The organism is Faecalibacillus intestinalis (assembly GCF_003024685.1).
Lineage (GTDB): Bacteria > Bacillota_I > Bacilli_A > Erysipelotrichales > Coprobacillaceae > Faecalibacillus > Faecalibacillus intestinalis.
Window position 1 is genome coordinate 26747 of the sequence record NZ_PYLQ01000006.1, and the last position, 25132, is coordinate 51878.

Below are 25132 nucleotides of genomic sequence, written 5' to 3' on the forward strand. Positions count from 1 at the left end.
CTTTTTTATAAATTCTATTGCTTAGTTTATTTTAAATCTTTATGATTGAAGATAGGTGATGAAAATGATTAAAGCGATATTTTTAGATATTGATGGAACATTGATTTCAGGGAAAAGACCTTCTATAAAAAAAGAAGTGATTGAAGGATTAAAACAAGTAAGGAAAAAAGGAATTCAATTGTTTATAGCCAGTGGAAGACATATGTTAGAGCTAGAAGAATTAAAACTTGTTGAACAGTTTGAATTTGATGGCTATCTTTTATTAAATGGTGGCTATTGTATAATAGATTCACAAATTATTTATGATAATAAAATACCTCAAGAGGATTTAAAAGAAATTATAAAGATTGTAAAAGAAAATAATTATCCTTGTTTATTTATTGAAAGTAATCAAATGTATATTACTCATGTAAATCAAAGAGTCATAGATGCTCAAGCGTCTATTTCAACAATGATTCCACCAATAAGTAATCAAATCAATATAGACAACATTTACCAAGTAGATCCTTATGTAGATGAAAAAGGAATAAAAGAAATTATAAAAAACACCAAACATGTCAAAGTCACAAAATGGCATGACTATGCCTATGATATTGTTCCCAAAACAGGTGGGAAAGCAGCGGCTATTCAAGCTGTTTCAAAACATTTTGGTTATCAAAAAGAAGAATTAATGGCTTTTGGTGATGGACATAATGATATTGAAATGTTAGATGTCGTAGGTTATCCTATTGTGATGGAAAATGGCAGTGATGAAGTAAAACAACATGCATGTTATATTTGTGATGATGTTGAAAAAGAAGGAATTTTAAAAGGATTAAAACATTTTAATCTTATTGACTAAGAGAAAAGAGTATGAGAAGAAAAGATAGAGAAATTACTGATTTTGATGAAATGATGAAAATTATTGCAAAGTGTGATACTTGTCGTTTAGCACTATTTGATGATGAATTTCCTTATATCGTTCCTTTAAACTTTGGAACAGATGTAGAAGAAGGACAACTTTATCTATATTTTCATAGTGCCAAAGTAGGAACAAAACTTGATTTAATAAGAAAAAATAATAAAGTGACTTTTGAAATGGATTGTGGACATAACATCATTATGTATGATGAAAGAATGTCATGCACAATGGGTTATGAAAGTGTCATTGGACATGGTATTGTAGAATTTGTTGAAGATGAAAATAAGATTAATGCGTTAAAAATCTTAATGAGGCATTATCATGAAGAAGATTTCAAATTCAATGAAAAAGTCGCAATGATGACAGAAGTTTTCCGTGTAAAAGTATTAGACATGACAGGGAAAAGAAGAGATAATATTCATCCTGAAGAAAAAGTAAAAAGACATATTACATTAGAGTAAAACCTTGGCATTGCCAAGGTTTTTAAAACTGATAAACATCTTCACCTAATAGATTTAAGGCATTTAAATCAATAATTTGATAAGTACCACGTTTAATTTTCTTTATGTATTTCTTATCTAAAAATAATTGAAGAACACGTTGGAGTTGACGATAACTACAACCAATCAATTCAGCAACGACTACAAAATTATCTTGAACAATATAATCTTTATGAGAAACAACAAAGTAAGCCGCTAATCTATTTTCAACTGGATAATTTAATGAAATAGATTGATTTTGAGTTGATTTAGAAAGCTTGCTGGCAAGATTTTTTGCGATGGCTTTCATAAAGAAAACATCATTCATTAATATTTCATGATATTTAGAAAGGAAAATAGTTGCACAAATACAATCTTCATAAGCAATCACATTATTAATAATAGGAGATTGAGTGATAAATTCTAAATCCCCAATAATAGAGTAGGGACTATTAAAACTGCATAACATACTATTTCCATTCGCATTAATATGGTTTACTTTCACTTTTCCTCTTAAAAGAATATAAATATAATTAAGCTTTTCACCTTGATGTAATAAATATTCGTCTTTATTTAATTTTTTGATTTCAATATATTGATAATTATCAACGTGAAGAATTTCTAATTTTTTTAATTCATTTAAATAATTCATCTAAATCACCATCACCAATATGACATATGTCGTATTTATAATCAAGTTCAATCACTATAATTCTTTCTGGAGGTGATCTTGATGGATTTTGTATTAGCCACATTATGTGGGATTATTGTAACGACAATGAATGTATTTAATGGGCAATTATCAGATTATACAGGGGTCTATTTATCAACAGTTATCATTCATTTAGTTGGTTTAGTTACTTTTTTTATTATTATGAAAATCAAAGATAAGAAAGTTTGTTTTAAAAAACAAATTCCTTTATATATGTATTGTGGAGGATGTATTGGGGTATTAACTGTTATTTTTAATGTTTTTGCGATTGGTAAGATAGGAGCTTCTTTAATGACAGCACTAGGATTATTAGGACAAATGATGACATCTTTGTTGTTAGAAAATAAGGGATGGCTAGCGACATCTATTCGAAAATTAAATATAGGAAAGATCATAGGATTAGCAGTTGTTTGTTTAGGAATAGGAGTGATGTTATTATGATTTCTATTATATTTTCTATTCTATCAGGAGTTACAATTGTTTTAAGCCGTAGTGTCAATGGGATGCTTTCTAAGAAAATGGGTGCTTATCAAGGAACGTTTTATAATTACTTTACAGGCTTTATGACAAGTTTGATTTTAATGCTTGTGCTTATGATTGTTGGTGTTCAACATATAAATATTTCTTTAGATAAAACGAATTTGATGATGTATTTAGGTGGAATCATAGGGGTTTTTAATATCTTGATTTTAAATATTATTGTTCCTAGAATATCACCTGTTATCCTTACTTTATTAAGCTTTATTGGACAACTTGTCAGTGGGATGGTGATTGATGCTTTTGTATATAACATGTTTTCTATTTCAAAGATTTTAGGATGTTTGATTGTTATTGCTGGTTTAGTGATTTATCAATTAAGTGAAGAAAAAGCATAAAAGAAGATCAGTTTAGATCTTCTTTTTGCTTAATATGAGTTTTTCTTTTTCTGATCTTTTTAATTGTTTAATTTGATACTCTCTTTTTAAAGCCTCGCTTTTATGTTCAAAAGTTTCAAAATAAATAAGTTCGACTGGTCTTCTTGCCTTTGTATATTTAGCACCTTTACCAGCGTTATGGGCTTCAATACGCTTTTCTAACTGATTTGTCCAACCAGTATAAAGTGTTTGATCACGACATCTTACGATATAAACGTAATTATTTTGTTGTTGAGCCAAAGCCACCATTTCTTTCTTCAGTGACATCATCATCTTCAACAATTCCAAATTCAAAGAAAATACCTTGAACCATTCCTTGTCCTGCTTTTAAAGAAAGAGATTTATCTTCATTACTATCATTTGTAAGTTTTACAAACATATGACCTTCATTATCACTATTATAATAATCACTATCAATAATACCTACTGTATTATTAAGTTGTAAACGATATTTAAATCCTAAACCACTACGAGGATATAAACCTAATACCCAACCATTTTCAATACGTACACGAATACCTGTAGGAATTTTAATAGTTTGTCTTGGCTTTAATTCAAAATCAATAGGACTATAGAAATCATATCCAGCTGATCCTTTTGTGGCGCGTTTTGGAAGTTGGATGGAATGATAGATTTCTTCTACTTCTTTTTCATTATATTGAGGAAATGAATCCATGAAATCATTTTTAAATTGGTTATATGATACTTTTTCAAATTTTGCGATTTTTTTCATATTTTTTCTCCTTTTTACTTTTCTATTATAGAATAAAAATGAAAACAAGAAAATAAATAATTTCCTCACTTGACAGAGGGGGAGGAGATTGTTATTATATGTGTAAATTACAAGATATAGTATTAAATACTACATAAGATAGTTAAAAGAGGTAATGAATATGAAAAGAACAAAATTAGATGATCGTGTTTTACCTGTTTATACAAAGGGTGAAGAAATATTTAATATGGTAACTCATATTGTAGGTGGTGCGATGGGAATAGCCGCATTAGTTTTATGTATTATCTTTTGTCATGATGGTTATGGCTTATTTTCAGGGATTGTTTATGGAATTTCGATGATTCTTCTTTATACAATGTCAGCTATTTATCATGGTTTATCACCTAAGCTTAAAGCAAAGAAAGTTTTCCAAATTATGGATCATTGCAGTATCTTTGTATTGATTGCGGGAACTTACACACCGGTTTTACTTTGTTCAATAAGAGAAGTTGATGCTAAATGGGCTTGGATTTTATTTGCAGTCATATGGATCATGACAGTGATTGGAATTACATTAAATGCAATCGATATTAAAAAATATCAAACTTTTTCAATGATTTGTTATTTAGTGATGGGTTGGTGTATTATTTTTAAAATCAATCTCTTACCACAAGCAGTAGGAATGAATGGTATTTGGTTACTTGTTTCAGGAGGACTTGCTTATACAATTGGTGTTATTTTCTATGTGTTACAAAATAAGATTAAATATATGCATAGTATTTGGCATTTATGGATTTTAGTTGGTTCTATCTTACATTTTTTATGTATTATTTTGTATGTTTTATAAAAATCATAAATATTAATTTAATGAAATCCTTTGTTTATATGAACATTGGATTTTTTATTTTGTAAAAACGTAAAAGAACTATAAAATCAATATTATTTGTGATAGAATGGATTGGACGTCGAATTATTTTAAGTAAAATAATTCGAAAAAAAAGTATGGGCCAATAGAGCATAAAAGTATATATTTTTTTTTTGATTAGTTATAATACATATACGAAATAAAAATAAGGAGGCATTTGGCGTGAAAATAATAAAAAGAAATGGGCAAGAAGCAATTTTTGATGAAGTAAAAATTACCAATGCAATTATTGGTGCTAATAAAGAAGTTGTTGAAACAGAAAGACTTTCTGAAGAAGAAATAGATAATATTACAAATGACATTAAATATAAATGTCAAAAAATGAAAAGAGCATTAAGTGTTGAAGAAATTCAAAACTTAGTAGAAGATGAATTAATGAAATTAAATGCTTTTTCTGTTGCCAGAAAGTATATTACATATCGTTTTCAAAGAGCACTAGCAAGACAATCTAATACAACTGATGATCAAATTTTAAGTTTGATTGAATGTGCAAATGAAGAAGTTAAACAAGAAAACTCTAATAAAAACCCTACAGTAAATAGTGTACAAAGAGATTATATGGCTGGAGAAGTTAGTAAAGATTTAACAAGAAGAATTTTACTTCCAGAAGATATTGTAAAAGCACATGATGAAGGATTGATTCATTTCCATGATGCTGATTATTTCTCTCAACATATGCATAACTGTGATTTAGTAAATCTAGAAGATATGTTACAAAATGGAACAGTTATTTCAGAAACAATGATTGAAAAACCAAAGAGTTTTTCTACTGCATGTAATGTAGCTACTCAAATTATTGCTCAAGTAGCAAGTTCTCAATATGGGGGACAAAGTATTACATTATCTCATTTAGCACCATTTGTTGATGTAAGTAGACAAAAGTTTAGAAAAGAAGTTAAAGAAGAATTTGAAACTATTGGTTTAGAATTAGATGATGAAAAAATCAATGCTTTAGCTGAAGAACGTTTGAAAAAAGAAATTACTAAAGGGGTACAAACAATTCAATATCAAGTTGTTACTTTAATGACAACAAATGGACAAGCACCATTTATTACTGTCTTCATGTATTTAAATGAAGTACCTGAAGGACGTTTAAGAGATGACCTTGCTATGATTATTGAAGAAACACTTAAACAAAGAATGAAAGGTGTTAAAAATGAAAAAGGTGTTTATATTACACCAGCATTCCCTAAATTAATCTATGCTTTACAAGAAAACAATATTGAACCTAATAGTCAATATTATTATTTAACAGAACTTGCTGCAAGATGTTCAGCAAAACGTTTAGTTCCTGATTATATTTCTGAAAAAGTAATGAAAGAATTAAAAGTTGATCAAAATGGAAATGGTCAATGTTACCCATCAATGGGATGTAGATCTTTTTTAACACCATATATTGATGAAAATGGTAAACCAAAATATTATGGACGATTTAATCAGGGTGTTGTGACAATCAACTTAGTTGATGTGGCTTGTTCATCAAAAAGAGATATGAACAAATTCTGGCAAATATTTGATGAAAGATTAGAATTATGTTATAGAGCTTTAATGTGTAGACATGAACGTTTAAAAGGAACACCTAGTGATGTAGCTCCTATTTTATGGCAACATGGAGCATTGGCTCGTCTTAAAAAAGGTGAAACAATTGATAAATTATTATACGGTGGTTATTCAACAATTTCTCTTGGATATGCTGGATTATATGAATGTGTTAAATATATGACAGGTAAATCACATACAGATCCAAGTGCAACACCATTTGCGATTGAAGTGATGCAACATTTAAATGATGCATGTACAAAATGGAAAGAAAAAGAAAATATTGATTTCTCACTTTATGGAACACCAATTGAATCAACAACTTATAAATTTGCGAAATGTTTACAAAAACGTTTTGGTAAAATTGAAGGTGTTACAGATAAAAATTATATTACAAACAGTTATCATATCCATGTAACAGAACATATTAACGCCTTTGATAAATTAACATTTGAATCTCAATTCCAAAAATTATCACCAGGTGGAGCTATTTCTTATGTAGAAGTTCCAGATATGCAAGATAATATTGATGCGGTATTAGCAGTTATGAAACATATTTATAATAATATTATGTATGCTGAATTAAATACAAAGAGTGATTATTGTATGGCTTGTGGATATGATGGAGAAATCCAAATTGAAAAAGATGAAAATGGTAAACTTATTTGGGTATGTCCAAACTGTGGAAATAAAAACCAAGATATGATGTCTGTTGCTAGACGTACATGTGGTTATATTGGAACTCAATTCTGGAATCAAGGAAGAACACAAGAAATCAAAGAACGTGTATTACACTTATAGAGATGAAATTTTCATCTCTTTTTTCTATTATGTAAAAACCAAAGAATGGAAAATGGTAAACAAGTTGTTGATGGAAATATTGAAGGTATTAAAAAATCTTTAGAGGGCTCTCTTAAAAGATTAAAAACAGATTATATTGATTTGTATTATTTACATCGCGTTGATCCCAATGTACCAATTGAAGATATTGCGTATTTAATGAAGGATTTTATTAAACAAGGGAAAATCAAACATTGGGGATTATCAGAAGCAGGAATTGAAATCAAGCCTATGCAATATGTCCTTTAACAGCCGTAGAGAGTGAATATTCAATGATGTGGAGAGAACTAGAAAACAAACATATTCCTTTACTTGAAGAATTAGGAATTGGTTTTGTACCTTTTGCTCCATTATGTAAAGGATTTTTAAGTGATGCTTATGATAAAAATAGTTTTCATGTAAAATTAAATGCACCAAGATTTAGTGAAGAAGCGCTTAAAAAGAATCAAGTAGTTGTTGATTTAGTTAATAAAATTGCAAAAAAAAAGGTAACAGTTGCACAAATTTCTTTGGCTTGGGTATTAGTACAAAAAGATTTTATTGTACCTATTCCAGGAACAACAAAGTTGGAAAGATTAAAAGAAAATATTAAAGCAACCGAAATCAAATTTACAAAAGTAGAAGCTGAATCAATGAATGAAGCATTATCTCAAATGGATATCGAAGGTAGAAGATTTGAACCAGATTCAGATTTTGAAAAAAGAGCTGGTTTATAAAGGCGAGACATTCTCGCTTTTTTATTATGAAAAAAATTTAATGAATTGATAAATTTGTAAAAATATGTCGATTATATCCAAAAAATATGTAATACTGAAAGAAGTGAGGAAAGGAGAATAAGGTGAAAGACATTTATTTATTACTAACAAAATCAGATACTTTTGTTTCTAAAGCAATTTATTTAATGACGCAAGACAGTTATACACATATTTCTATCTCTTTTGAAGAAAATTTACAACCGATGTATAGTTGTGCTAGAAAATATACTTACTCTCCAATTCCTGCAGGAATTAGAAATGAGTCATTTGAAAAGGGATTCTATAATAAAAATCAACATATTCCTTGTGCATTATATAAACTTACTGTTAAGAAAGAGATATATTATAAGGCAAAATTTATTTTAGAATCTATTTTAAATCATTCTCAAGATTATAAATATAATTTAATGGGATTGATCTTATGTAAATTGGAAGTTCCATATCGTAGAAATCATTATTATTTCTGTTCAGAATTTGTAAGTGAAATCTTGGCTTATAGTCAAGCTATAGAATTACCTAAGCTTCCTTGTTTAATGAAACCATCGGATTATTTATTATTTGAAGAATTAGAGTGTTTATATCAAGGAAATATTGGAGAACTTATAAAATATAGAGATTTATGTTAAAGGATGATACATCCTTTTTATTATATCAATAGAATCTATAAAGAATTGTTGTATAATAGGAAAATATGAAAAGAGGAATTGAAATGAATTATGCAGAAATTAAGAATTTTGATATCGCTAATGGCTTAGGAGTTAGAGTTTCTTTATTTGTATCAGGATGCACGCATCACTGTAAGAATTGTTTTAATCAAATGACATGGGATTTTAAATATGGAAAAGAGTTTAATCAAGAAGTAGAAGATTTAATTATAGATTATTTAAAACCAGAACATATAACAGGATTGTCTTTACTTGGAGGAGAACCAATGGAACCAAGTAATCAAAGAGCGTTATTACCATTTATTAAAAGAGTGAAAGAACTTTATCCACAAAAGGATATTTGGTGTTATACAGGTTATCTCTTTGATCAAGAACTTTTAAGTGAAAGTCGAGCAAGATGTGAAGTAACTGATGAATTGTTATCTTATATCGATGTTCTAGTAGATGGTAAGTTTATTGAAGAACTTAAAGATTTAAGTTTAAAGTTTAGAGGATCGTCTAATCAAAGAATTATAGATGTTAAACAAAGTTTAGAAAAAGATGAAATTATTTTATATAAAGATTTGAATGAAAATAGAAATTTTCAAAAATATGAATAAGACGATATACACTACATAATTAGATAAAATTATGCTATAATGTTTTCGTTAATTATAGAGGGAGTAGAATATGATAGGATTTTATAGTTACACTGTCATTCTTACATATTTATCATTAGTTTTTGCGATGGTAGGAATTCACTTATCTGTCATAGGTGTTTATCAATGGTCATTTATTTGTTTAATGATGTGTGGTATTTGTGATACTTTTGATGGAATGGTAGCAAGAAGTAAGAAGAATCGTACAGAGGAAGAAAAGAAATTTGGTATTCAAATAGATTCTTTATGTGATCTTATTTCTTTTGGTGTTTTTCCAGCAATACTAGGATATAATTTAGGATTATCTTCAGTAGGATGGCTTGCTATTGAAATACTTTATGTATTAGCAGCAGTTATTCGTTTAGCTTATTTTAATGTTACTGAAGAAACAAGACAGCAACAAACAACAGAAAAAAGAAAGTATTATCAAGGTTTACCAGTTACAACTTCAGCCTTTATTTTACCTTTTGCATTTGCTTTAAGATATGTTATTTTTGGTTTAGATTACTTATATGGAACTTTAATGTTAATTACAGGTATTTTATTTGTTGTTGATTTTAAAGTGCCAAAATTAAAAGGGAAAGGACTTATTGCACTTGGTGTTCTAGTTGTTGTAGAACTTGTGCAAATTCTTTGTTTTTCATGATTAAAGATCGTCAAGGACATATCGTTAAAGAATTAGAGGGTCAAAATAAATTATTAAAAAAATTATATAGCACATCTGCTGGTAGATGTGCTTTAAAAATCTTAGTATCACCATTTGTTACGCACTTAGGTGGTTTATATATGTCTTCACCATTTTCAAAGACAAGTATTTCTTCGTTTATTAAAAATAATGATATTGATATGAGTCAATATGAAGAAAAGAAATATAAAAGTTATAACGATTTCTTTACAAGAAGAATAAAGGATGGTCAAAGACCATTTGACGACTCTAAAGATGTATTGATGGCACCTGCTGATAGTAAACTTACTTATTATCCAATAAATGATGATACGATTTTAGAAATCAAGGATACAAAATACCAATTAAAAGATTTATTACAAGATGAAACATTAGCTAAAGAATATGATGGTGGAATATGTCTTGTATTTCGTTTAGCTGTTGATGATTATCATCGTTATAGTTATGTAGATGATGGTCAAATTGTTTCCCATAAGAAAATCAAAGGTATTTTTCATACTGTTAATCCTATCGCAAATGATTATTATCCTATATACAAAATGAATAGTAGAGAGTACACTGTGATTGATTCAAATAACTTTGGTAGAATGATTCAAATGGAAGTAGGAGCAATGATGGTTGGTAAAATTGTCAATTATAAACATAGTATTGCTACTAAAGGAGAAGAAAAAGGTTATTTTGAATTTGGTGGATCAACAGTTGTATTGATTTTGAAAAAAGATACTGTCAAAATAGATGATGATATTATAAATAATTCTAGTGAGAACATTGAAACAAGAGTATTACTAGGACAAACGATAGGACATAAAGGGGTGTAAAGATGTCGAAGGTTATAGCAATTACAAATCAAAAGGGTGGCGTTGGTAAAACAACGACAAGCGTTAATTTATCAGCTGCACTTGCGAAGATGAATTATAAAGTGTTACTTATAGATATGGATCCTCAAGCAAATGCAACACAAGGTATTGGTATCGATAGAGATTATATTGAATTATCAACATATCATGTTTTAACAGGAGAAGTTGGTTTAGAAAAAGTAATTCAACATTCTTATATTGAAAATCTAGATGTTGCACCAGGAGAAATAGATTTAGCGGGGATAGATTTAGAATTAGCACATGTAAAACAAGGAAGAGAAGTGCGTTTAAAACAATCATTAGATAAAATTAAAGATTATTATGACTTTGTTTTTATTGATTGTCCACCAGCCCTTGGTTTATTAAATACAAATGCATTAACTTCATGTGATACAGTACTTATCCCAGTACAATGTGAATACTATGCACTTGAAGGTTTAACACAATTGTTAAATACAATTAAATTAACACAAAATCATTTTAATAAAAAACTTTCTATTGAAGGTTTATTATTAACAATGTTAGATCAACGTACAAATTTAGGATTGGAAGTTTCTCAAGAAGTAAGAAAGTATTTTAAAGAAAAAGTTTATAAAACTGTTATTCCAAGAAATATTAAATTATCTGAAGCACCAAGTGCAGGAATCTGTATTTTTGATTATGATGGATCTTCTGTTGGGGCTCAAGCTTATAAAGAACTTGCAAAGGAAGTGTTGAGTAGAAATGGCTGAGAAAAAGAAAAAATTAAATAAAGGATTAGATGCTATTTTTGGTGGAGATATTACATCATTAATTGATGATATTGAACATAATACACCTGAAAGTAGTCAAGAAAAAATCAAATTAGATGAAATTAGACCTAATCCTTATCAACCAAGAAAAGTATTTGATGAACAAGCTTTAAATGAACTTGCTTTATCAATTCAAGAACATGGTATTTTTCAACCAGTTATTTTAAAGAAATCTGTTCAAGGATATGAAATTGTTGCTGGTGAAAGAAGATGTCGTGCAGCTAGAATGGCACATTTAGAAGAAGTTCCAGCAATTATTGTTGATTTTAGTGATCAACAAATGATGGAAATTGCTTTATTAGAAAATATTCAAAGAGAAGATTTAAATGCCATCGAAGAAGCACAAGCTTATCAAACGATGATGGAAAAACTTAAACTTACACAAAATGAATTAGCTAAACGTATTGGAAAATCAAGAACACATATTACAAATACACTTAGATTATTGAATTTACCTGAAAAGATTCAAGAATATGTATTAGATGGTTCTTTATCAATGGGACATGCAAGAGCTTTAATTACATTGGATAAAGAAAGAGCATTAAAGATTGCTAAAAGAGTTATTGATGAAAAGTTATCTGTTAGAGATGTTGAAAATATTGTAAAAGGTTTTGAACTTCAAGAAGCCAGAAAAAATAAACCTAAGGTTGAAAAACCTAAAGAATATCAATATGTTGAAGGATTACTTAGAAAAAAATATCGTACAAGAATCAAAGTTGATGATAAGTCTATTACAATTAAATACTCTGACACAGATGATTTAAATAGATTATTAGAATTAATGGGTGTTATTGAAGAAAGCTAAACTTGGTTAAAAACCAAGTTTTTTCTATGCAACAAAGTTATAGTAGATTGCAAAATTGATATTGTACATTTAGACTTCTTTATTTCAAAATATAAGTAAGAAAAGAGGTCATATTATGGAATATCAAACATTAAATAACGGATTAAAAATTCCTACAATTGGATTTGGTGTCTTTAGAGTACCAGATAAAAAAGAATGTGAAGAATCAGTATATCAAGCAATTAAAGCAGGATATCGTTTAATTGATACAGCTGCAGCTTATTATAATGAAGATGCGGTTGGTGCAGGCGTTAAAAGAGCAATTGCTGAAGGAATTTGCACAAGAGAAGATTTATTACTTCTAAAATGTGGGTTCAAGATATGCAAAATTATGAAATGGCTAAACAAGCAATTGATGCTTCTATTGAAAAAAGTGGTTTAGGTTATTTAGATTTATATTTGTTACATCAAGCGATGGGAGATTATTTTAGTGCCTGGAGGGCCATGGAAGATGCGTATAAAGAAGGTAAGTTAAAAGCAATTGGTGTTTCAAACTTTTATGCACATATTCTTGTTAACTTTGTCCATACAGTAGAAATTAAACCAATGGTCAATCAAGTAGAATTACATCCTTATTACACACAAGAAAAAGCTTTGGAAACAATGAAATATTATAATGTTGTTCCTGAAGCATGGGCACCATTAGGTGGAGGGAGATATAATCCCTTTGAAGATGAAATGTTAAAAGAAATTGCAGAAAAACATAATAAAACAGTAGGACAAGTAATACTTAGATGGAATATCCAAAGAGGAGTCATTGTTATACCAAAATCAACACATGTAGAAAGAATTAAAGAAAATATAGATATCTTTGATTTTGAATTAAATGAAGAAGAAATGAAACAAATCTCATCATTAGATATGGGTTATTCAGGATCAAGAGCTAAACATTTTGATGTTGAATTTGTGGAAATGTGTTTAGCTAAAAAAATACATGATTAACGAGTAAGTATGATTATTTTCATTAAATGAAATAATCATGCTTTTTTTATATAAGGTGTTAAGATGGTTTTAGAGAAACGCGGAGGATATTAAAATGGTAAAAAAATTTCCAGAAGGATTTTTATGGGGTGGCGCTGTTGCTGCTAACCAATATGAAGGTGGATGGAATGAAGGAGGAAAAGGAGTTTCTGTTTCCGATTGTGCTCGCCATCATTTAGATGTAGATGTTCAAGATTATGCTAAACAAAATGAAATTTCAACAGAAGAAATTTTAGAAGCAATGAAAAGTGATGATACAAGTCTTTATCCAAAAAGACATGGTTCAGATGGGTATCATCATTATAAAGAAGATATTAAATTATTTGCTGAAATGGGATTTAAAGTATTTAGACTTTCTATTGCTTGGTCACGTATTTTCCCAAATGGAGATGACAAAGAACCAAATGAAGAAGGTTTAAAATTCTATGATGATATTTTTGATGAATGTCACAAATATGGTATCGAACCACTTGTTACAATGTCACATTATGAACCACCAATCAACTTAGTATTAAATTATAATGGTTGGTATGATCGAGAAGTTATTGATATGTTTGTTAAATATGTAGATGTTATTACTGATCGTTATAAAGATAAAGTCAAATATTGGCTAACTTTTAATGAAGTTGATTCAATGATTAGACATCCTTATACAACAGGAGGACTTGTAAGAGATCGTTTTGAAGGTAAAAACTTTCCAGAAGTTATTTTCCAAGCAATGCATCATCAATTTGTCGCAAGTGCTCTTGCAACAAAAATTGCGCATGAAAAAAATCCAGACTGTAAAGTAGGATGTATGCTTACAAAATTAACTTATTATCCATATACTTGTAAACCAGAAGATGTTTTACAAGCACAACAAGATATGAGAAGTACGTATTGTTATAGCGATACTCAAGTCTTTGGAGAATATCCTGCTTATTTATTAACTAAATTTAAAAATGAAGGTTTAAATATTAAAATGGAAGAACATGATTTAGAAATCATGAAAAAATATCCAGTTGATTTTGTTTCATTTAGTTATTATTCATCAAGCTGTGTTGCTAAAGATGATGCTGGATTAAAGAAAACAGCTGCTAATACTAATATTGCGATTAAAAACCCTTATATTCCAAGTTCTGATTGGGGATGGCAAATTGATCCAATCGGTTTAAGAGTTTCTTTGGTAGATTTATATGATCGTTATAGAAAACCATTGTTTATTGTAGAAAATGGTTTAGGAGCTAAAGATGAACTTGTTGATGGTAAAGTAGATGATCAATATCGTATCGATTATTTTGATGCTCACTTTAGAGAAATGTATAATGCAATCTATGAAGATGGTGTTGATTTAATGGGTTATACATCTTGGGGATGTATTGATTTAGTATCTGAAAGTACAAAACAAATGTCTAAACGTTATGGATTTATTTATGTAGATGCAGATGATTTAGGTAATGGTACTTATAAAAGATATAAGAAGAAATCATTTGATTGGTATAAACATGTTATTGAAACAAATGGAGCTTGTTTATTTGAACAAAAATAGGAGCGCAATCCCCTTCCTCTAAGCGAAGCGTAGGGAAGGGTCTAGCTCCTTTTATAGTTTTTATAAGAGATGTTGTTTTAGACGTGCAGCTGTGATATATTATAAGTATAAAAGACGCTCAGTCGTACTTGATTTTAGGAAGGATATTGCTATGGAACTTGATACTAATAATCATTCAGTGTTCATGCTTAATTATCATTTAATTATGTGTGTCAAATACAGGAATAATGTTATTGATGATGCTATCTCATTACGGCTTAAAGAGATATTTAAAAACATATGCCTTAATTATAATATTTCGTTGGAAGAATGGAATCACGATAAAGACCATGTTCATGTACTGTTCAGAGGACAGCCTAATAGTGAGATTTCTAAATTTATCAATGCTTATAAATCAGCAAGCAGTAGACTTATAAAAAAAGAATATCCAGAAATCAAGAAACATTTATGGAAGGATATGTTCTGGTCACAAAGCTATTGTTTGATATCTACAGGTGGGGTGACCGTAGATATTATTAAGGAATATATTCAAACGCAAGGAAGGTAAAATATATGTCAAAAGCAAACAAAAGTAACAAGGCAATTAAATATAGACTCTATCCAAATGATGAACAAAAAGTCATGTTTGCAAAAACTTTTGGTTGCTGTCGATTTGTCTATAACCAATTACTTGCCTTACAAAAACAAAGATACAAAGATGGAGAATCCCATCTTTCTAAGCTTAAATCAAATGAGTTCGCTACTCGTACATTAAAAAAAGATTATGATTTTCTCAAAGAAATAGATAAATTTGCTGTTTCAAATGCCGTTTTTCATTTAGCAGACGCCTATGACAGATTTTTTAAAAAACAAAATCATTTCCCTAAATTCAAAAGCAAAAGAAAATCTAAAAAGTCGTATACAACAAACTTTACAAACAACAATATTCTTATTGGTAAAAATGTCATAAAGCTTCCTAAAGTTGGAATGGTCAAAGCTGTTATTCATAAGTTGCCTAAAGATGATTGGAAGCTTAAATCTGTTACTGTCTCTCAAGATAGTGTCGGTAACTATTTTGCTTCCGTTCTTTTTGAATATGAACAGGAAGACATTCCATCTGTTTCCAAATCAAGTACAAATGCTATTGGACTTGACTATAAATCCGATGGACTTTATATGGACAGTAATGGGAATAAAGCAGGAGTTCATAAATACTATCGAGAAAGTCATAAGAAGCTTGCTAAAGAACAAAGAAGACTTTCACGAAAAGCAGGTTCTAAAAAGAATGAAACAAAATCAAGCAACTATTTTAAACAAATGAGAAAAGTAAACAGAATCTATAGAAAAATAGCGAATCAACGTCTCGACAGTCTTCATAAGAAATCTACTGAGATAGCCAATCAGTATGATATCGTATGTGTCGAAGACTTAGATATGAAAGCTATTGGAAATAAAGGTTTTGGCAATGGAAAAGCGACCTTCGATAATGGCTATGGAATGTTTCTTAATATGCTTGAGTACAAGCTTAAAGAAAGAGGTAAATATTTTGTAAAAGTTGACAAGTGGTACCCTTCTAGTCAAATCTGTCATTGCTGTGGAAGTGTAAAAAAACTCGACCTAAAAGACCGATTTTATACATGTGATTGTGGTTATACTGGAGACAGAGACCATAATGCAGCAATCAATATACTTACAGAAGGATTGAGGATTCTTCAGTCCTTATAGATAAATTATAAAAGTAGGCTTGGGACGAGCCAAACTTATACGCTTGTGGACACTGTGTAAGACCTATAATGTATTGTCATTAGAGGCTGTAGTGGTTGAAGCAAGAAGCTCCGACTTCTAAACGAAGTGTAAGTCGGAGTAGTTCACGACTAGAGATTCTAAGGAATCTCTTTTTTCTTTATATAAGTGACAGATAAGCGATAAAGTTGTATGATAATCACGGTGATGAAATGAATAGAGAAAAGACAAAACAAATTGTAACAGGAGCATTTATGGCAGCTCTTTTTGGAGTGTTATCAGTTGTAAATGTTTATACAGGGACGATGTTTGATATTATTTTTATTTATCTAATGACAGTTGCCTTAGCTTATTATACGTTTAAGTTTAATGAAAAGATGGCTGTTCTTGTCTTGTTTACAAGTACGTTTATTTTATTTTTAACAGGTGAACTATTTTTTACTTTGTATTCTTTTTTTACTTTACCATTAGGTATTTTATATATTTATTGTATAAAAAAGAAGATTGATGGTAAATGGATTTTAAGAGTTTATAGTATGTTGAAGAATTATATTGTTTTATTTTTATTAAATTCTTTATTAGGTTTAAATACTTTTACAGATGCAAAAGATATTTATTATAGTATTGTTGGTCTTTTTCCTTTTTTAGAAAGTGATTTTTTAAAGAATGGAATGTTTATTATTTTATGGATCGTTTTATCATTTTCAGAAGTTTATATTATTAAAGTTTACACGAATCTATTTATCCTTCGAATGAATAAAAATAAGATGATGAAATAAATGAATTCATGTATAATATAAGGTAATAAAGAGGAGGGTATTTCATGATTAAGAAGCTTATGCAACTTAGAAATACAATAGTTGCTTTATTAGGTATAGAATTTGTATTAGTTTTATTAACTTATATGTTTTTACAAAATCGTGTTACTTTAGCTTTAATGATTTATATTTTAATAAAAAATGTTGTTTGTATCATTGTTCTCTATTATCTCCATAATATGTTTAGTGAAACAACTTATAGTGTTAAAGAAGCATTAAATAATGAATCAAAGAATGCTTTGATTTTTGGTGGAATAGGGCTTATTAAATATGATGAAAATAGAAATGTTGTTTGGGTCAGTGATTTATTACATGAACTTGGTATTCGTATCGTAGGGAAGAAATTACTTGAATGGCAACCTTTACTCGCAATACTTTTTGAAGATGAAGATGTTAGAACAATAGATATTAATTCTAGAAAATATGAAGTTTATAATTCTAGAAATAATCGTTTATTATTTTTAAAAGATGTAACAGATTTAACAACGATTGAAAAGGAATATAATGATCAACAATTATGTGTTGCCTATTTAACAATTGATAATTATGATGATTCTATTGAATATGCAGATGAACAAAAATCAGTCATGATTGAAACAACTTCAAGACAAATGATTTTTGATTGGGCCAAAGATAATGGAATTATCTTAAAAAGATATAAAGAAGATGGTTATTTAGCTGTTTTTAATGAAAGGATTTATCGTAAACAAGTAGAAGTTCGTTTTTGTATTTTAGATGAATTTAAACAAAAGATGGAATCAATTGGTGCCGTGATGTCTTTATCAATGGGAATAGGAAGAGGATCTAAAGTTTTACGTGAATTAGATGAACTTGCTTTTAGTGCTATTTCTTTATCGTATTCACGTGGTGGAGATCAAGTGGCAGTAAAAACATTAGATGAAGAAATTCGATATTTTGGTGGAAATAGTGAAAATAGTGAAAAAGCGAACCGTGTTAGAGCACGTGTTATTTCACAAACACTAGCAAGTATAGTAAAACAAAGCCAAAATATCCTTATTATGGGACATAAACAATCTGATTTAGATTCTTTTGGAGCAAGTTTAGCGGTTGCTAAATTTGCTAAAGCATTTGAAAAGGATGCTTATGTGATTGTTGATGAAAATTCTTTAGAAGAAAAAACAGGAAATATTGCACGTCGTTTAATGGCAGAGGATTTATATAAAGGAAAAATTATTTCTCCTGCAAAAGCCATTGATTTAATTGATGAAGATACATTACTTATTTGTGTTGATAATCATAAGCCAGCATTGGCTATTAGTGAAGAACTTTTGGATAAGGCTGAAAAGATAGTCGTGATTGATCATCATCGTCGAGGGGAAGACTTTGTTGATTCACCAATTTTAACTTATTTGGAACCAGCTGCTTCTTCAACTGTAGAATTAGTGGTTGAATTATTTGAGTATCAAAGAGTTGAAATTGAAGTTTTACCAACAGAAGCAACTGTTATGTATGCGGGAATGTTGGTGGATACAAACTATTTTAGAAATCATGTTGGATCACGTACTTTTCAAATTGCTTCAAAGCTTAAAGAAAAACAAGCGAATGTTTCTAGAGCTTATGAGTTCTTGCAAGATGATTACAAAACGACACAAGAAAAAATGTCTATTTCAGCTAATGCATATCGTTTTGGAAATGATATACTAATAGCATATGGAAATGAAGAAGAAATTTATACAAGACCTCTACTAGCGAAAGTTGGTAATGAGTTATTAAATATTGCTGAAATTAAAGCGGTATTTGTTGCAGGACGCGTAGATAAGGATAAGATTGCTATTTCTGCTCGTTCTAAGGCAGAGGTTAATGTGCAATTGATTATGGAAAAACTTGGAGGTGGTGGTCATTTTTCAATGGCTGCTTGTCAGGTTGAAGAAAAAACTGTTAAGGAAACGATCGATAAGTTAGAAGAAGCTATTGATCAATATTTGGATGAAAGAGGGTAAAAAAGATGAAAGTAGTTTTATTAGAAGATGTTAGAAAAGTAGGTAAAAAAGGGGATGTTGTCAATGTATCTGATGGATATGGACAAAACTTCTTAATTAAAAATAAATTAGCTGTTAAGGAAACAGCAGGTGCTAAAAAGATTTTAGAACAACAAAAAGAAGAAGCAAGATTACAAGATATTGAAAACAAGAAAAATGCGGAAGCACTAAAAGAAAAAATTGAAGGTATTACATTAGAATTTGTTTTAAAATCTGGTAAAGATGGTAAAACATTTGGAAGTGTTTCAACAAAACATATCGTTGAACAATTAAGAGAAAAATATGATATTAGAGTCGATAAAAGAAAATTTATCAATGCACATCCAATTGGAGCATTAGGATATTCAAACTTAAAAGTTGAACTATACAAAGGAGTTATCGCTACTATTAGAGTTCACTTATCTGAAAAATAGGAGGGAGATTTATGCCAAGAGTTTTCCCACATGATTTAGAGGCAGAACGTTCTTTACTGGGATCTATGCTTATATCAAAAGAAGCTTGCCAAGATATTTTGAATAAGTGTGAAGATAGAGATTTTTATGAAGAATCACATAAAGTATTATTCAATGCAATGAGTGAACTTTCGAGACAAAATATACCTGTTGATGTTACAACGATTACTTCTTATCTATTAGATCATAGCCAATTAGATAAAGTAGGTGGAGTAGAATACTTAAGACAATTAAGTGATTCAGTTCCAACTTTAGCTCATAGTGAATATTATTTAAAGATTATTCATAATAAATCGATTTTAAGAAAAATTATCAATGAAACAACAAAAATAGCTGAAAATGCTTTTGGAGATATTGAAGATATTGATGGTTTTATTGATGAAAGTGAAAAAACAATGTTGGCCATTACGAGAGATCGTAATGCCGGAGAATTCGTCGATGTAAAAAAAGTTATTAGAGAAGTAACGGATCGTTTAAATAAATTACAAAGTATTGATGGTAATATTTCAGGTATTCGTACAAATTTTAGAGATTTGGATAAAATAACATCAGGACTTCAAAAAGGAGACTTGATTATTTTAGCGGCACGTCCAGCAATGGGGAAAACAGCTTTTGCCTTAAATATTGCTCATAATGTTGCTTTTAAATCAGAAGATCCAGTAGCTATTTTTTCATTAGAAATGCCTGCGAGTCAATTAGTACAAAGAATTATTTGTTCCATGGGTGGAATTGAAGGTTCTACCATGAGAACAGGTGAAATCTTGAAAACAAATGCAAATAAATACTATGCGGCAGCTGAAAGAGTCAGTAAATGTAATTTATACATAGATGATACGCCAGGAGTTAAAATCAATGAAATTGTCGCTAAATGTCGAAAATTAAAACAAGAACATGGTTTAAAATTAATTGTTATCGATTATCTTCAATTAATTACTGGAAGTTCCAATAATCGAGAATCAAGACAACAAGAAGTCTCAGATATTTCAAGACAATTAAAAATGTTGGCCAGAGAATTAGATGTTCCTGTTATTGCTTTATCACAGTTATCACGTTCAGTTGAACAAAGACCAAATAAACGTCCAATGATGTCTGACTTGCGTGAATCAGGAGCCATCGAACAAGATGCTGATATCGTTACCTTTATTTATCGAGAAGGATATTATAAAGCTAGTGAAGGTAAAGAAGAGGAAGATAATGGTTTAACAGAAATTATTATCGCTAAGCACAGAAATGGAGCAACAGGTGAAGTTAACCTTGCTTTTGAAAAGAATTTTAGTAGATTTACAGATTTAGCACCTATTGGTCCTGATGGAAGTAGTGCGGGTGTAAGAGATGTAAGAGGTTAGGAGAAGAAAGAATGTATCACCAATATCGAGAAGGATATATAGAAGTTATATGTGGATGTATGTTTGCAGGAAAAACAGAAGAATTGATTAGACGAATTAATGTTTTATCTTATGCGAAACAAAAAATATTAGTATTCAAACCTAAAATAGATGATCGTTATTCAGAAATAGAAATTGCTTCACATTCAGGTAGAAAAGTACCATGTTATGCAATTGATGATCCTGAAGAAATCTTAGATAAAGTAACAGATGATGTTCAAGTTGTTGCTATTGATGAAGTGCAATTCTTTGATGAAAAAATTGTTGATGTATGTGAATATCTTGCAGATAAAGGAGTTCGTGTCATGGTTGCAGGATTAGACAAAGACTTTAGAGGAGAAGCATTTGGTGTTATGCCTGAACTTCTAACAAAAGGAGAATTTGTAACAAAGTTAACAGCTGTTTGTGCTAAATGTGGCTCACCGGCTACACGTACACAAAGACTTGTAGATGGTAAGCCAGCATCTTTTGATGATCCTGTTGTTTTAGTAGGAGCAGTTGATCATTATGAACCAAGATGCAGACATTGTCATGAAGTTGTCAACAAACCTATAAAAATAAAAAGAAAAGCTAAAAGTTCACAATAAATTAACATAGATTCATTATTATAAGGGTGTAAAAGAAAACCTCCCCTTAATATAAACAAAGAAAAGGCACATGTTGAGATAACATGTGTTCTTTTTTTGTTGCTATATATCGTTTAACGATATATAATGAAAGTGAAGAAAGTATCGTTAAACGATATAGGAGATGAAATAAATGCCAAAAAGAGAAATGGAAGTATTGACCCCACAAATGTATTATGTATTACTTGTTTTACATCAACCAATGCATGGCTATGAAATTATGAGTGAAATTAATCGGATTACTAATGGTGAAATCACTGTAGGAGCAGGTTCTTTATATACTTTATTACCAAAGTTTGAAAAAGAATGTTATATCAAATTAGTGAAAGTAGAAAATAATAAAAAAATCTATCAAATTACAAATCTAGGAAAAAAGAAATTACAAAAAGAAAAGGAAAGGATGCTTAAACAAATTTCATTATTAGATCAAATAGGAGGATAAAGATATGAAATACAAAGATGTCTTAAGAAATAGTTTGTATTTAGATGAAGAGTTACAAGATTATTTTAATGAAATGTCTAAAAAAGGATGGCGTTTAGATTTTGTTGGTTATTATTATCGATTTATAAAAGATGAACATGTTTATAAGTATCAAATAGATTACACCCCTATATCTAGTGAATATCAAGATATTTTAAAGGAAATGGGGTATCACGAAGTAAGAAATTCATTTGATGATTTTAGAGTTTTAGAAAATGAAAATGTTGATGCACCTGATTTAAATACAGAATTTGTTTTTGATAAAAATAATAAAATGAAACAATTTAAAAAGATTCGCTATTTTATTTATCCAATTTTAGCTTATTTCTTATTTTGGTTAGGTAAGATTTTTATAAAAGATATTGTAGAGATAGGTAAACCTGTTCTTTATTATGAAGGATTTGGTTCATTGTTGATGGGTATTGTTTTTATTATTTTATCATTTGTACTCTTATTTGTGACAATTTTAAATTTTTCTATTTTATATGCATTAAAAAATGATAAAGATTTAAAAAGCTTAAAGAAACTAAACAGTATTAAAGACCATTTAAGTATTCTATTTTATATTTTGTTATTAATAAGTGGTGTTTTTTACTTATTGAAATCATTTATAACATTAGATTTAAAAGTCATTGTTTATCTTTTACTTACATGTATTATAGGAGTAGTTTTATCACGTATTATTAAAAATAATAAATATAACAGTGCCATTGCTGCTTTTGTAGCTATTGCTATTTGTGGACTTATTTTTCCTCAGGTACAAATGGATGATTCATTATTTGAAAGCAGCACTGTTAAAACAAAAATCACAAATTATGAAAAAGATATAAAAGATACAACATGTATCTATCCACAATTAGATGTCTTAATTAAAAAAGATAAGTATAAAGATGAAATCTTTAAATACATCATTATCAAAACAGAACATGATACAAGAGATAATCAAAATTTTGAAAAAGCAGTAAATACAAAATCTAATGTTTCATGGGACAGTAATAAAACACAATATGTTCATTATGAAAAAGCTATTCAATCCTTTAATAAAAAAGGAAATACATATGACAATGGAACATATGTAATCAAAGTATTAAAAAATAGAATTATTACAAGATACAAATAATAAGGGAGGATAAGACGATGAAACACAAATATGTTTTAAGAAATAGTTTGTATTTAGATGAAGAATTACAAGATTATTTTAATAGTATGTCTAAAAAAGGATGGCGTTTAGATTTTATAGGCTATTATTATCGTTTTAGTCATGATGAACATGTTTATAAGTATCAAATAGATTACACACCAGTATCTCAAGAATATCAAGAGCTTTTAAAAGAAATGGGATATCATGAAGTAAAAAATGCTTTGTATGATTTTAGAGTTTTAGAAAATGAAGATGAAGATGCTCCTGATTTAAATACAGAATTTATTTTTGATAAAAATAATAAAATGAAACAATTTAAAAAGATTCGCTATTTTATTTATCCAATTTTAGCTTATTTCTTATTTGGTATTGGTAAGTTATTGATGATTGATTTCTTTGAAATTGGTTTTCCAATTGTTTATTATGAAGGATTTACTAAATATTTTATTGTATTAATGATTTTTACTGTAGCTATAGGTATTTTGTTGTCATCTATTTTGAATTTGTCAATTTTATATGCTTTAAAATATGATAAAAGTTTAAGGATATTAAAGAAATTAAATGGAATAAAAGATTATTTGATCTTTGCTATTTCTATTATTTATTTAATAGGTATTATCGTTACTTCTTTATTAAGTGCTAATGCTTTTTATATGATGTTTATACCAGTTATTATCATTGGTATATTACAAAAGTTAAGTCCAAAATTCAATACAAAACAAATGAGATACTTTTTTATAGCAATGCTTACTTTATGTTTGTTTATAAATACGAATCAAAATAACCAACAATATGAAACATATGAAAAAATAGATGATCTTTATGAAAGTGAAGCGGTTAAAACTAAAACTACAAACTGTATAAAAAAAGTAAAAAATCAAGAAATTATTTATTATGAAAGAAATATCACTATTAAAAATGATATTTATAAAAATGGAGTATTTAAATTTATTATTATACTTACTGATTATGAAACAAGAGAAAATAATGCTTATATTCAATTTTTAAATGATGATTATACTTATCAATTTGATACAAATAAAATTCATTACAAAAACTATGACCAAGCAATAAAATCATTTAAGAAAAAAGGAAATACTTATACAAATAAAGACTATCAAATTGTAGTAACAAAAAATAAAATTATTACAACATATAGAGGATCTAGGTGATTAAAGTGAAAAAGATTATTATATTACTATTAGTTGTATTACTTACTGGATGTGGTTTAAAGAAAATAGAAATGAATCATTATGAAATAGATCATATATCATATATGTTTCCATTAAAATATAAACAAAGTAGTGACTCGAATGAATATTATCATTGTTATCAATTAGATAAAAATAATAGAATTACATTAAAAGCCATAGATGTTGAAACTATATCTACAAGAAAAGAAGCTTATACATTTTTAAAAGATGAAATATACCAAAATTATAATACAGAAGAAAACATCAAAAAGAGAAGTTATCAATCAGATAATACGGATAAACCAGGATATAGATATGAATTTAAAAACAAAAATAATAAAAAAGCTGGTGGACTTGTTTATGGAACGTTTGTAGATAAAAATAAAGTCATTATTTTTAGCTATGAATATAAAGCAGGTAGAGATGAAGAACATGAATCGGAATATGAATATTTGATGAGTGACACAGAATATGGATACTATGATTAAGGCGGTAAGCGTCAATTTATAATCATAGAATAAAAAAACAAACAGTAAGCCTTCATAATG

29 protein-coding genes and 1 pseudogene are annotated in these 25132 nt (G+C 28.6%); 27 read left to right on the plus strand and 3 right to left on the minus strand.

The genetic code is table 11. The annotated features are described in order from the left end of the window. Positions 1 to 64 precede the first annotated feature (64 nt). Together C7U54_RS05915 and C7U54_RS05920 are read left to right on the plus strand one after the other, a co-directional pair. Entirely contained in the window at positions 65 to 841 is a 777-nt protein-coding gene (locus C7U54_RS05915; RefSeq protein ID WP_158562272.1) for a Cof-type HAD-IIB family hydrolase, read from the plus strand. A gap of 11 nt (positions 842 to 852) precedes the next feature. Next, on the plus strand, positions 853 to 1362 hold the full coding sequence (locus tag C7U54_RS05920) for a pyridoxamine 5'-phosphate oxidase family protein (RefSeq protein ID WP_107029636.1): 510 nt from the start codon (positions 853 to 855) through the stop codon (positions 1360 to 1362). A 22-nt stretch (positions 1363 to 1384) separates the two neighbouring features. Here the strand turns inward: C7U54_RS05920 and C7U54_RS05925 are convergent, their stop codons facing one another. Then, positions 1385 to 2032: a cyclic nucleotide-binding domain-containing protein gene (locus C7U54_RS05925; protein ID WP_107029637.1), complete on the minus strand. Its 648-nt coding sequence runs from the start codon at positions 2030 to 2032 to the stop codon at positions 1385 to 1387. Positions 2033 to 2113: 81 nt separating this feature from the next. Between C7U54_RS05925 and C7U54_RS05930 the strand changes: the two genes are divergently transcribed. Beyond that, entirely contained in the window at positions 2114 to 2533 is a 420-nt protein-coding gene (locus C7U54_RS05930) for a DMT family transporter (RefSeq protein WP_107029638.1), read from the plus strand. Further along, on the plus strand, positions 2530 to 2967 hold the full coding sequence (locus C7U54_RS05935; RefSeq protein WP_032091164.1) for a DMT family transporter: 438 nt from the start codon (positions 2530 to 2532) through the stop codon (positions 2965 to 2967). Before C7U54_RS05930 ends, C7U54_RS05935 begins: the two co-directional genes overlap by 4 nt. A gap of 12 nt (positions 2968 to 2979) precedes the next feature. Here the strand turns inward: C7U54_RS05935 and C7U54_RS05940 are convergent, their stop codons facing one another. Both C7U54_RS05940 and C7U54_RS05945 read right to left on the minus strand, forming a co-directional pair. Continuing rightward, positions 2980 to 3273 (minus strand): GIY-YIG nuclease family protein, encoded by a 294-nt coding sequence (locus tag C7U54_RS05940; RefSeq protein WP_230312882.1) that lies wholly within the window; start codon positions 3271 to 3273, stop codon positions 2980 to 2982. After that, the gene (locus tag C7U54_RS05945) at positions 3227 to 3739 is read right to left on the minus strand and encodes a dCTP deaminase/dUTPase family protein (protein ID WP_022000806.1); all 513 of its coding nucleotides are present in this window, start codon (positions 3737 to 3739) and stop codon (positions 3227 to 3229) included. The genes C7U54_RS05940 and C7U54_RS05945 overlap by 47 nt, the downstream gene beginning before the upstream one ends. A gap of 160 nt (positions 3740 to 3899) precedes the next feature. Here C7U54_RS05945 and trhA point away from each other — a divergent pair, with 160 nt between their 5' ends. From trhA to C7U54_RS06055, 23 genes and pseudogenes are all read left to right on the plus strand, one after another. Beyond that, positions 3900 to 4565: a PAQR family membrane homeostasis protein TrhA gene (trhA, locus tag C7U54_RS05950; RefSeq protein WP_022000807.1), complete on the plus strand. Its 666-nt coding sequence runs from the start codon at positions 3900 to 3902 to the stop codon at positions 4563 to 4565. A 240-nt stretch (positions 4566 to 4805) separates the two neighbouring features. Then, positions 4806 to 6983, plus strand: a complete 2178-nt coding sequence (gene nrdD / locus C7U54_RS05955) for an anaerobic ribonucleoside-triphosphate reductase (RefSeq protein ID WP_032091168.1) — start codon at positions 4806 to 4808, stop codon at positions 6981 to 6983. Positions 6984 to 7028: 45 nt separating this feature from the next. Next, entirely contained in the window at positions 7029 to 7271 is a 243-nt protein-coding gene (locus tag C7U54_RS15405) for an aldo/keto reductase (protein ID WP_206603595.1), read from the plus strand. Positions 7272 to 7294: 23 nt separating this feature from the next. Further along, complete coding sequence (locus C7U54_RS15410) at positions 7295 to 7738, plus strand: aldo/keto reductase (RefSeq protein ID WP_206603596.1); 444 nt, start codon at positions 7295 to 7297, stop codon at positions 7736 to 7738. Between the two features lie 122 nt (positions 7739 to 7860). After that, on the plus strand, positions 7861 to 8403 hold the full coding sequence (locus C7U54_RS05965) for a hypothetical protein (protein ID WP_022000811.1): 543 nt from the start codon (positions 7861 to 7863) through the stop codon (positions 8401 to 8403). Positions 8404 to 8486: 83 nt separating this feature from the next. Continuing rightward, on the plus strand, positions 8487 to 9041 hold the full coding sequence (nrdG, locus tag C7U54_RS05970) for an anaerobic ribonucleoside-triphosphate reductase activating protein (protein WP_032091169.1): 555 nt from the start codon (positions 8487 to 8489) through the stop codon (positions 9039 to 9041). Between the two features lie 70 nt (positions 9042 to 9111). Continuing rightward, entirely contained in the window at positions 9112 to 9726 is a 615-nt protein-coding gene (locus C7U54_RS05975; protein WP_022000813.1) for a CDP-alcohol phosphatidyltransferase family protein, read from the plus strand. Continuing rightward, complete coding sequence (locus C7U54_RS05980) at positions 9723 to 10583, plus strand: phosphatidylserine decarboxylase (RefSeq protein WP_022000814.1); 861 nt, start codon at positions 9723 to 9725, stop codon at positions 10581 to 10583. The genes C7U54_RS05975 and C7U54_RS05980 overlap by 4 nt, the downstream gene beginning before the upstream one ends. A 2-nt stretch (positions 10584 to 10585) precedes the next feature. Beyond that, complete coding sequence (locus C7U54_RS05985) at positions 10586 to 11353, plus strand: ParA family protein (protein ID WP_022000815.1); 768 nt, start codon at positions 10586 to 10588, stop codon at positions 11351 to 11353. Then, positions 11346 to 12218 (plus strand): ParB/RepB/Spo0J family partition protein, encoded by an 873-nt coding sequence (locus tag C7U54_RS05990; protein ID WP_022000816.1) that lies wholly within the window; start codon positions 11346 to 11348, stop codon positions 12216 to 12218. Before C7U54_RS05985 ends, C7U54_RS05990 begins: the two co-directional genes overlap by 8 nt. A 115-nt stretch (positions 12219 to 12333) precedes the next feature. Further along, positions 12334 to 13199, plus strand: a pseudogene (locus C7U54_RS05995) (aldo/keto reductase). Positions 13200 to 13293: 94 nt separating this feature from the next. Continuing rightward, positions 13294 to 14766, plus strand: coding sequence for a family 1 glycosylhydrolase (locus tag C7U54_RS06000; RefSeq protein WP_022000818.1), 1473 nt, complete (start codon positions 13294 to 13296; stop codon positions 14764 to 14766). Positions 14767 to 14917: 151 nt separating this feature from the next. After that, positions 14918 to 15313, plus strand: a complete 396-nt coding sequence (gene tnpA / locus C7U54_RS06005; protein ID WP_107029640.1) for an IS200/IS605 family transposase — start codon at positions 14918 to 14920, stop codon at positions 15311 to 15313. Positions 15314 to 15318: 5 nt separating this feature from the next. Then, positions 15319 to 16470, plus strand: coding sequence for an RNA-guided endonuclease TnpB family protein (locus C7U54_RS06010; protein WP_107029641.1), 1152 nt, complete (start codon positions 15319 to 15321; stop codon positions 16468 to 16470). A gap of 230 nt (positions 16471 to 16700) precedes the next feature. Beyond that, the gene (locus C7U54_RS06015) at positions 16701 to 17267 is read left to right on the plus strand and encodes a YybS family protein (RefSeq protein WP_107029642.1); all 567 of its coding nucleotides are present in this window, start codon (positions 16701 to 16703) and stop codon (positions 17265 to 17267) included. A 44-nt stretch (positions 17268 to 17311) separates the two neighbouring features. Further along, positions 17312 to 19267: a GGDEF domain-containing protein gene (locus C7U54_RS06020; RefSeq protein WP_022001323.1), complete on the plus strand. Its 1956-nt coding sequence runs from the start codon at positions 17312 to 17314 to the stop codon at positions 19265 to 19267. A 5-nt stretch (positions 19268 to 19272) separates the two neighbouring features. After that, positions 19273 to 19719 (plus strand): 50S ribosomal protein L9, encoded by a 447-nt coding sequence (gene rplI / locus C7U54_RS06025; protein WP_022001324.1) that lies wholly within the window; start codon positions 19273 to 19275, stop codon positions 19717 to 19719. Positions 19720 to 19730: 11 nt separating this feature from the next. After that, positions 19731 to 21104, plus strand: a complete 1374-nt coding sequence (dnaB, locus tag C7U54_RS06030; RefSeq protein WP_022001325.1) for a replicative DNA helicase — start codon at positions 19731 to 19733, stop codon at positions 21102 to 21104. Positions 21105 to 21115: 11 nt separating this feature from the next. Further along, positions 21116 to 21730 (plus strand): thymidine kinase, encoded by a 615-nt coding sequence (locus C7U54_RS06035; protein ID WP_107029643.1) that lies wholly within the window; start codon positions 21116 to 21118, stop codon positions 21728 to 21730. A gap of 172 nt (positions 21731 to 21902) precedes the next feature. Next, entirely contained in the window at positions 21903 to 22211 is a 309-nt protein-coding gene (locus C7U54_RS06040; RefSeq protein ID WP_107029644.1) for a PadR family transcriptional regulator, read from the plus strand. 4 nt (positions 22212 to 22215) lie between these two features. Further along, entirely contained in the window at positions 22216 to 23370 is a 1155-nt protein-coding gene (locus C7U54_RS06045; protein ID WP_107029645.1) for a DUF2812 domain-containing protein, read from the plus strand. Positions 23371 to 23387: 17 nt separating this feature from the next. Further along, entirely contained in the window at positions 23388 to 24563 is a 1176-nt protein-coding gene (locus tag C7U54_RS06050; protein WP_107029646.1) for a DUF2812 domain-containing protein, read from the plus strand. 5 nt (positions 24564 to 24568) lie between these two features. Then, positions 24569 to 25072 (plus strand): hypothetical protein, encoded by a 504-nt coding sequence (locus C7U54_RS06055; RefSeq protein WP_107029647.1) that lies wholly within the window; start codon positions 24569 to 24571, stop codon positions 25070 to 25072. The last annotated feature ends 60 nt before the right edge of the window (positions 25073 to 25132 follow it).

Bases quoted from the DNA above. Each gene is read 5' to 3' on its own strand.
- C7U54_RS05915 (WP_158562272.1), top strand. From the start codon at position 65: ATGATTAAAGCGATATTTTTAGATATTGATGGAACATTGATTTCAGGG.
- C7U54_RS05920 (WP_107029636.1), top strand. From the start codon at position 853: ATGAGAAGAAAAGATAGAGAAATTACTGATTTTGATGAAATGATGAAA.
- C7U54_RS05925 (WP_107029637.1), bottom strand. From the start codon at position 2,032: ATGAATTATTTAAATGAATTAAAAAAATTAGAAATTCTTCACGTTGAT.
- C7U54_RS05930 (WP_107029638.1), top strand. From the start codon at position 2,114: ATGGATTTTGTATTAGCCACATTATGTGGGATTATTGTAACGACAATG.
- C7U54_RS05935 (WP_032091164.1), top strand. From the start codon at position 2,530: ATGATTTCTATTATATTTTCTATTCTATCAGGAGTTACAATTGTTTTA.
- C7U54_RS05940 (WP_230312882.1), bottom strand. From the start codon at position 3,273: ATGTCACTGAAGAAAGAAATGGTGGCTTTGGCTCAACAACAAAATAAT.
- C7U54_RS05945 (WP_022000806.1), bottom strand. From the start codon at position 3,739: ATGAAAAAAATCGCAAAATTTGAAAAAGTATCATATAACCAATTTAAA.
- trhA (WP_022000807.1), top strand. From the start codon at position 3,900: ATGAAAAGAACAAAATTAGATGATCGTGTTTTACCTGTTTATACAAAG.
- C7U54_RS15405 (WP_206603595.1), top strand. From the start codon at position 7,029: ATGGAAAATGGTAAACAAGTTGTTGATGGAAATATTGAAGGTATTAAA.
- C7U54_RS15410 (WP_206603596.1), top strand. From the start codon at position 7,295: ATGATGTGGAGAGAACTAGAAAACAAACATATTCCTTTACTTGAAGAA.
- nrdG (WP_032091169.1), top strand. From the start codon at position 8,487: ATGAATTATGCAGAAATTAAGAATTTTGATATCGCTAATGGCTTAGGA.
- C7U54_RS05975 (WP_022000813.1), top strand. From the start codon at position 9,112: ATGATAGGATTTTATAGTTACACTGTCATTCTTACATATTTATCATTA.
- C7U54_RS05980 (WP_022000814.1), top strand. From the start codon at position 9,723: ATGATTAAAGATCGTCAAGGACATATCGTTAAAGAATTAGAGGGTCAA.
- C7U54_RS05985 (WP_022000815.1), top strand. From the start codon at position 10,586: ATGTCGAAGGTTATAGCAATTACAAATCAAAAGGGTGGCGTTGGTAAA.
- C7U54_RS05990 (WP_022000816.1), top strand. From the start codon at position 11,346: ATGGCTGAGAAAAAGAAAAAATTAAATAAAGGATTAGATGCTATTTTT.
- C7U54_RS06000 (WP_022000818.1), top strand. From the start codon at position 13,294: ATGGTAAAAAAATTTCCAGAAGGATTTTTATGGGGTGGCGCTGTTGCT.
- tnpA (WP_107029640.1), top strand. From the start codon at position 14,918: ATGGAACTTGATACTAATAATCATTCAGTGTTCATGCTTAATTATCAT.
- C7U54_RS06010 (WP_107029641.1), top strand. From the start codon at position 15,319: ATGTCAAAAGCAAACAAAAGTAACAAGGCAATTAAATATAGACTCTAT.
- C7U54_RS06015 (WP_107029642.1), top strand. From the start codon at position 16,701: ATGAATAGAGAAAAGACAAAACAAATTGTAACAGGAGCATTTATGGCA.
- C7U54_RS06020 (WP_022001323.1), top strand. From the start codon at position 17,312: ATGATTAAGAAGCTTATGCAACTTAGAAATACAATAGTTGCTTTATTA.
- rplI (WP_022001324.1), top strand. From the start codon at position 19,273: ATGAAAGTAGTTTTATTAGAAGATGTTAGAAAAGTAGGTAAAAAAGGG.
- dnaB (WP_022001325.1), top strand. From the start codon at position 19,731: ATGCCAAGAGTTTTCCCACATGATTTAGAGGCAGAACGTTCTTTACTG.
- C7U54_RS06035 (WP_107029643.1), top strand. From the start codon at position 21,116: ATGTATCACCAATATCGAGAAGGATATATAGAAGTTATATGTGGATGT.
- C7U54_RS06040 (WP_107029644.1), top strand. From the start codon at position 21,903: ATGCCAAAAAGAGAAATGGAAGTATTGACCCCACAAATGTATTATGTA.
- C7U54_RS06045 (WP_107029645.1), top strand. From the start codon at position 22,216: ATGAAATACAAAGATGTCTTAAGAAATAGTTTGTATTTAGATGAAGAG.
- C7U54_RS06050 (WP_107029646.1), top strand. From the start codon at position 23,388: ATGAAACACAAATATGTTTTAAGAAATAGTTTGTATTTAGATGAAGAA.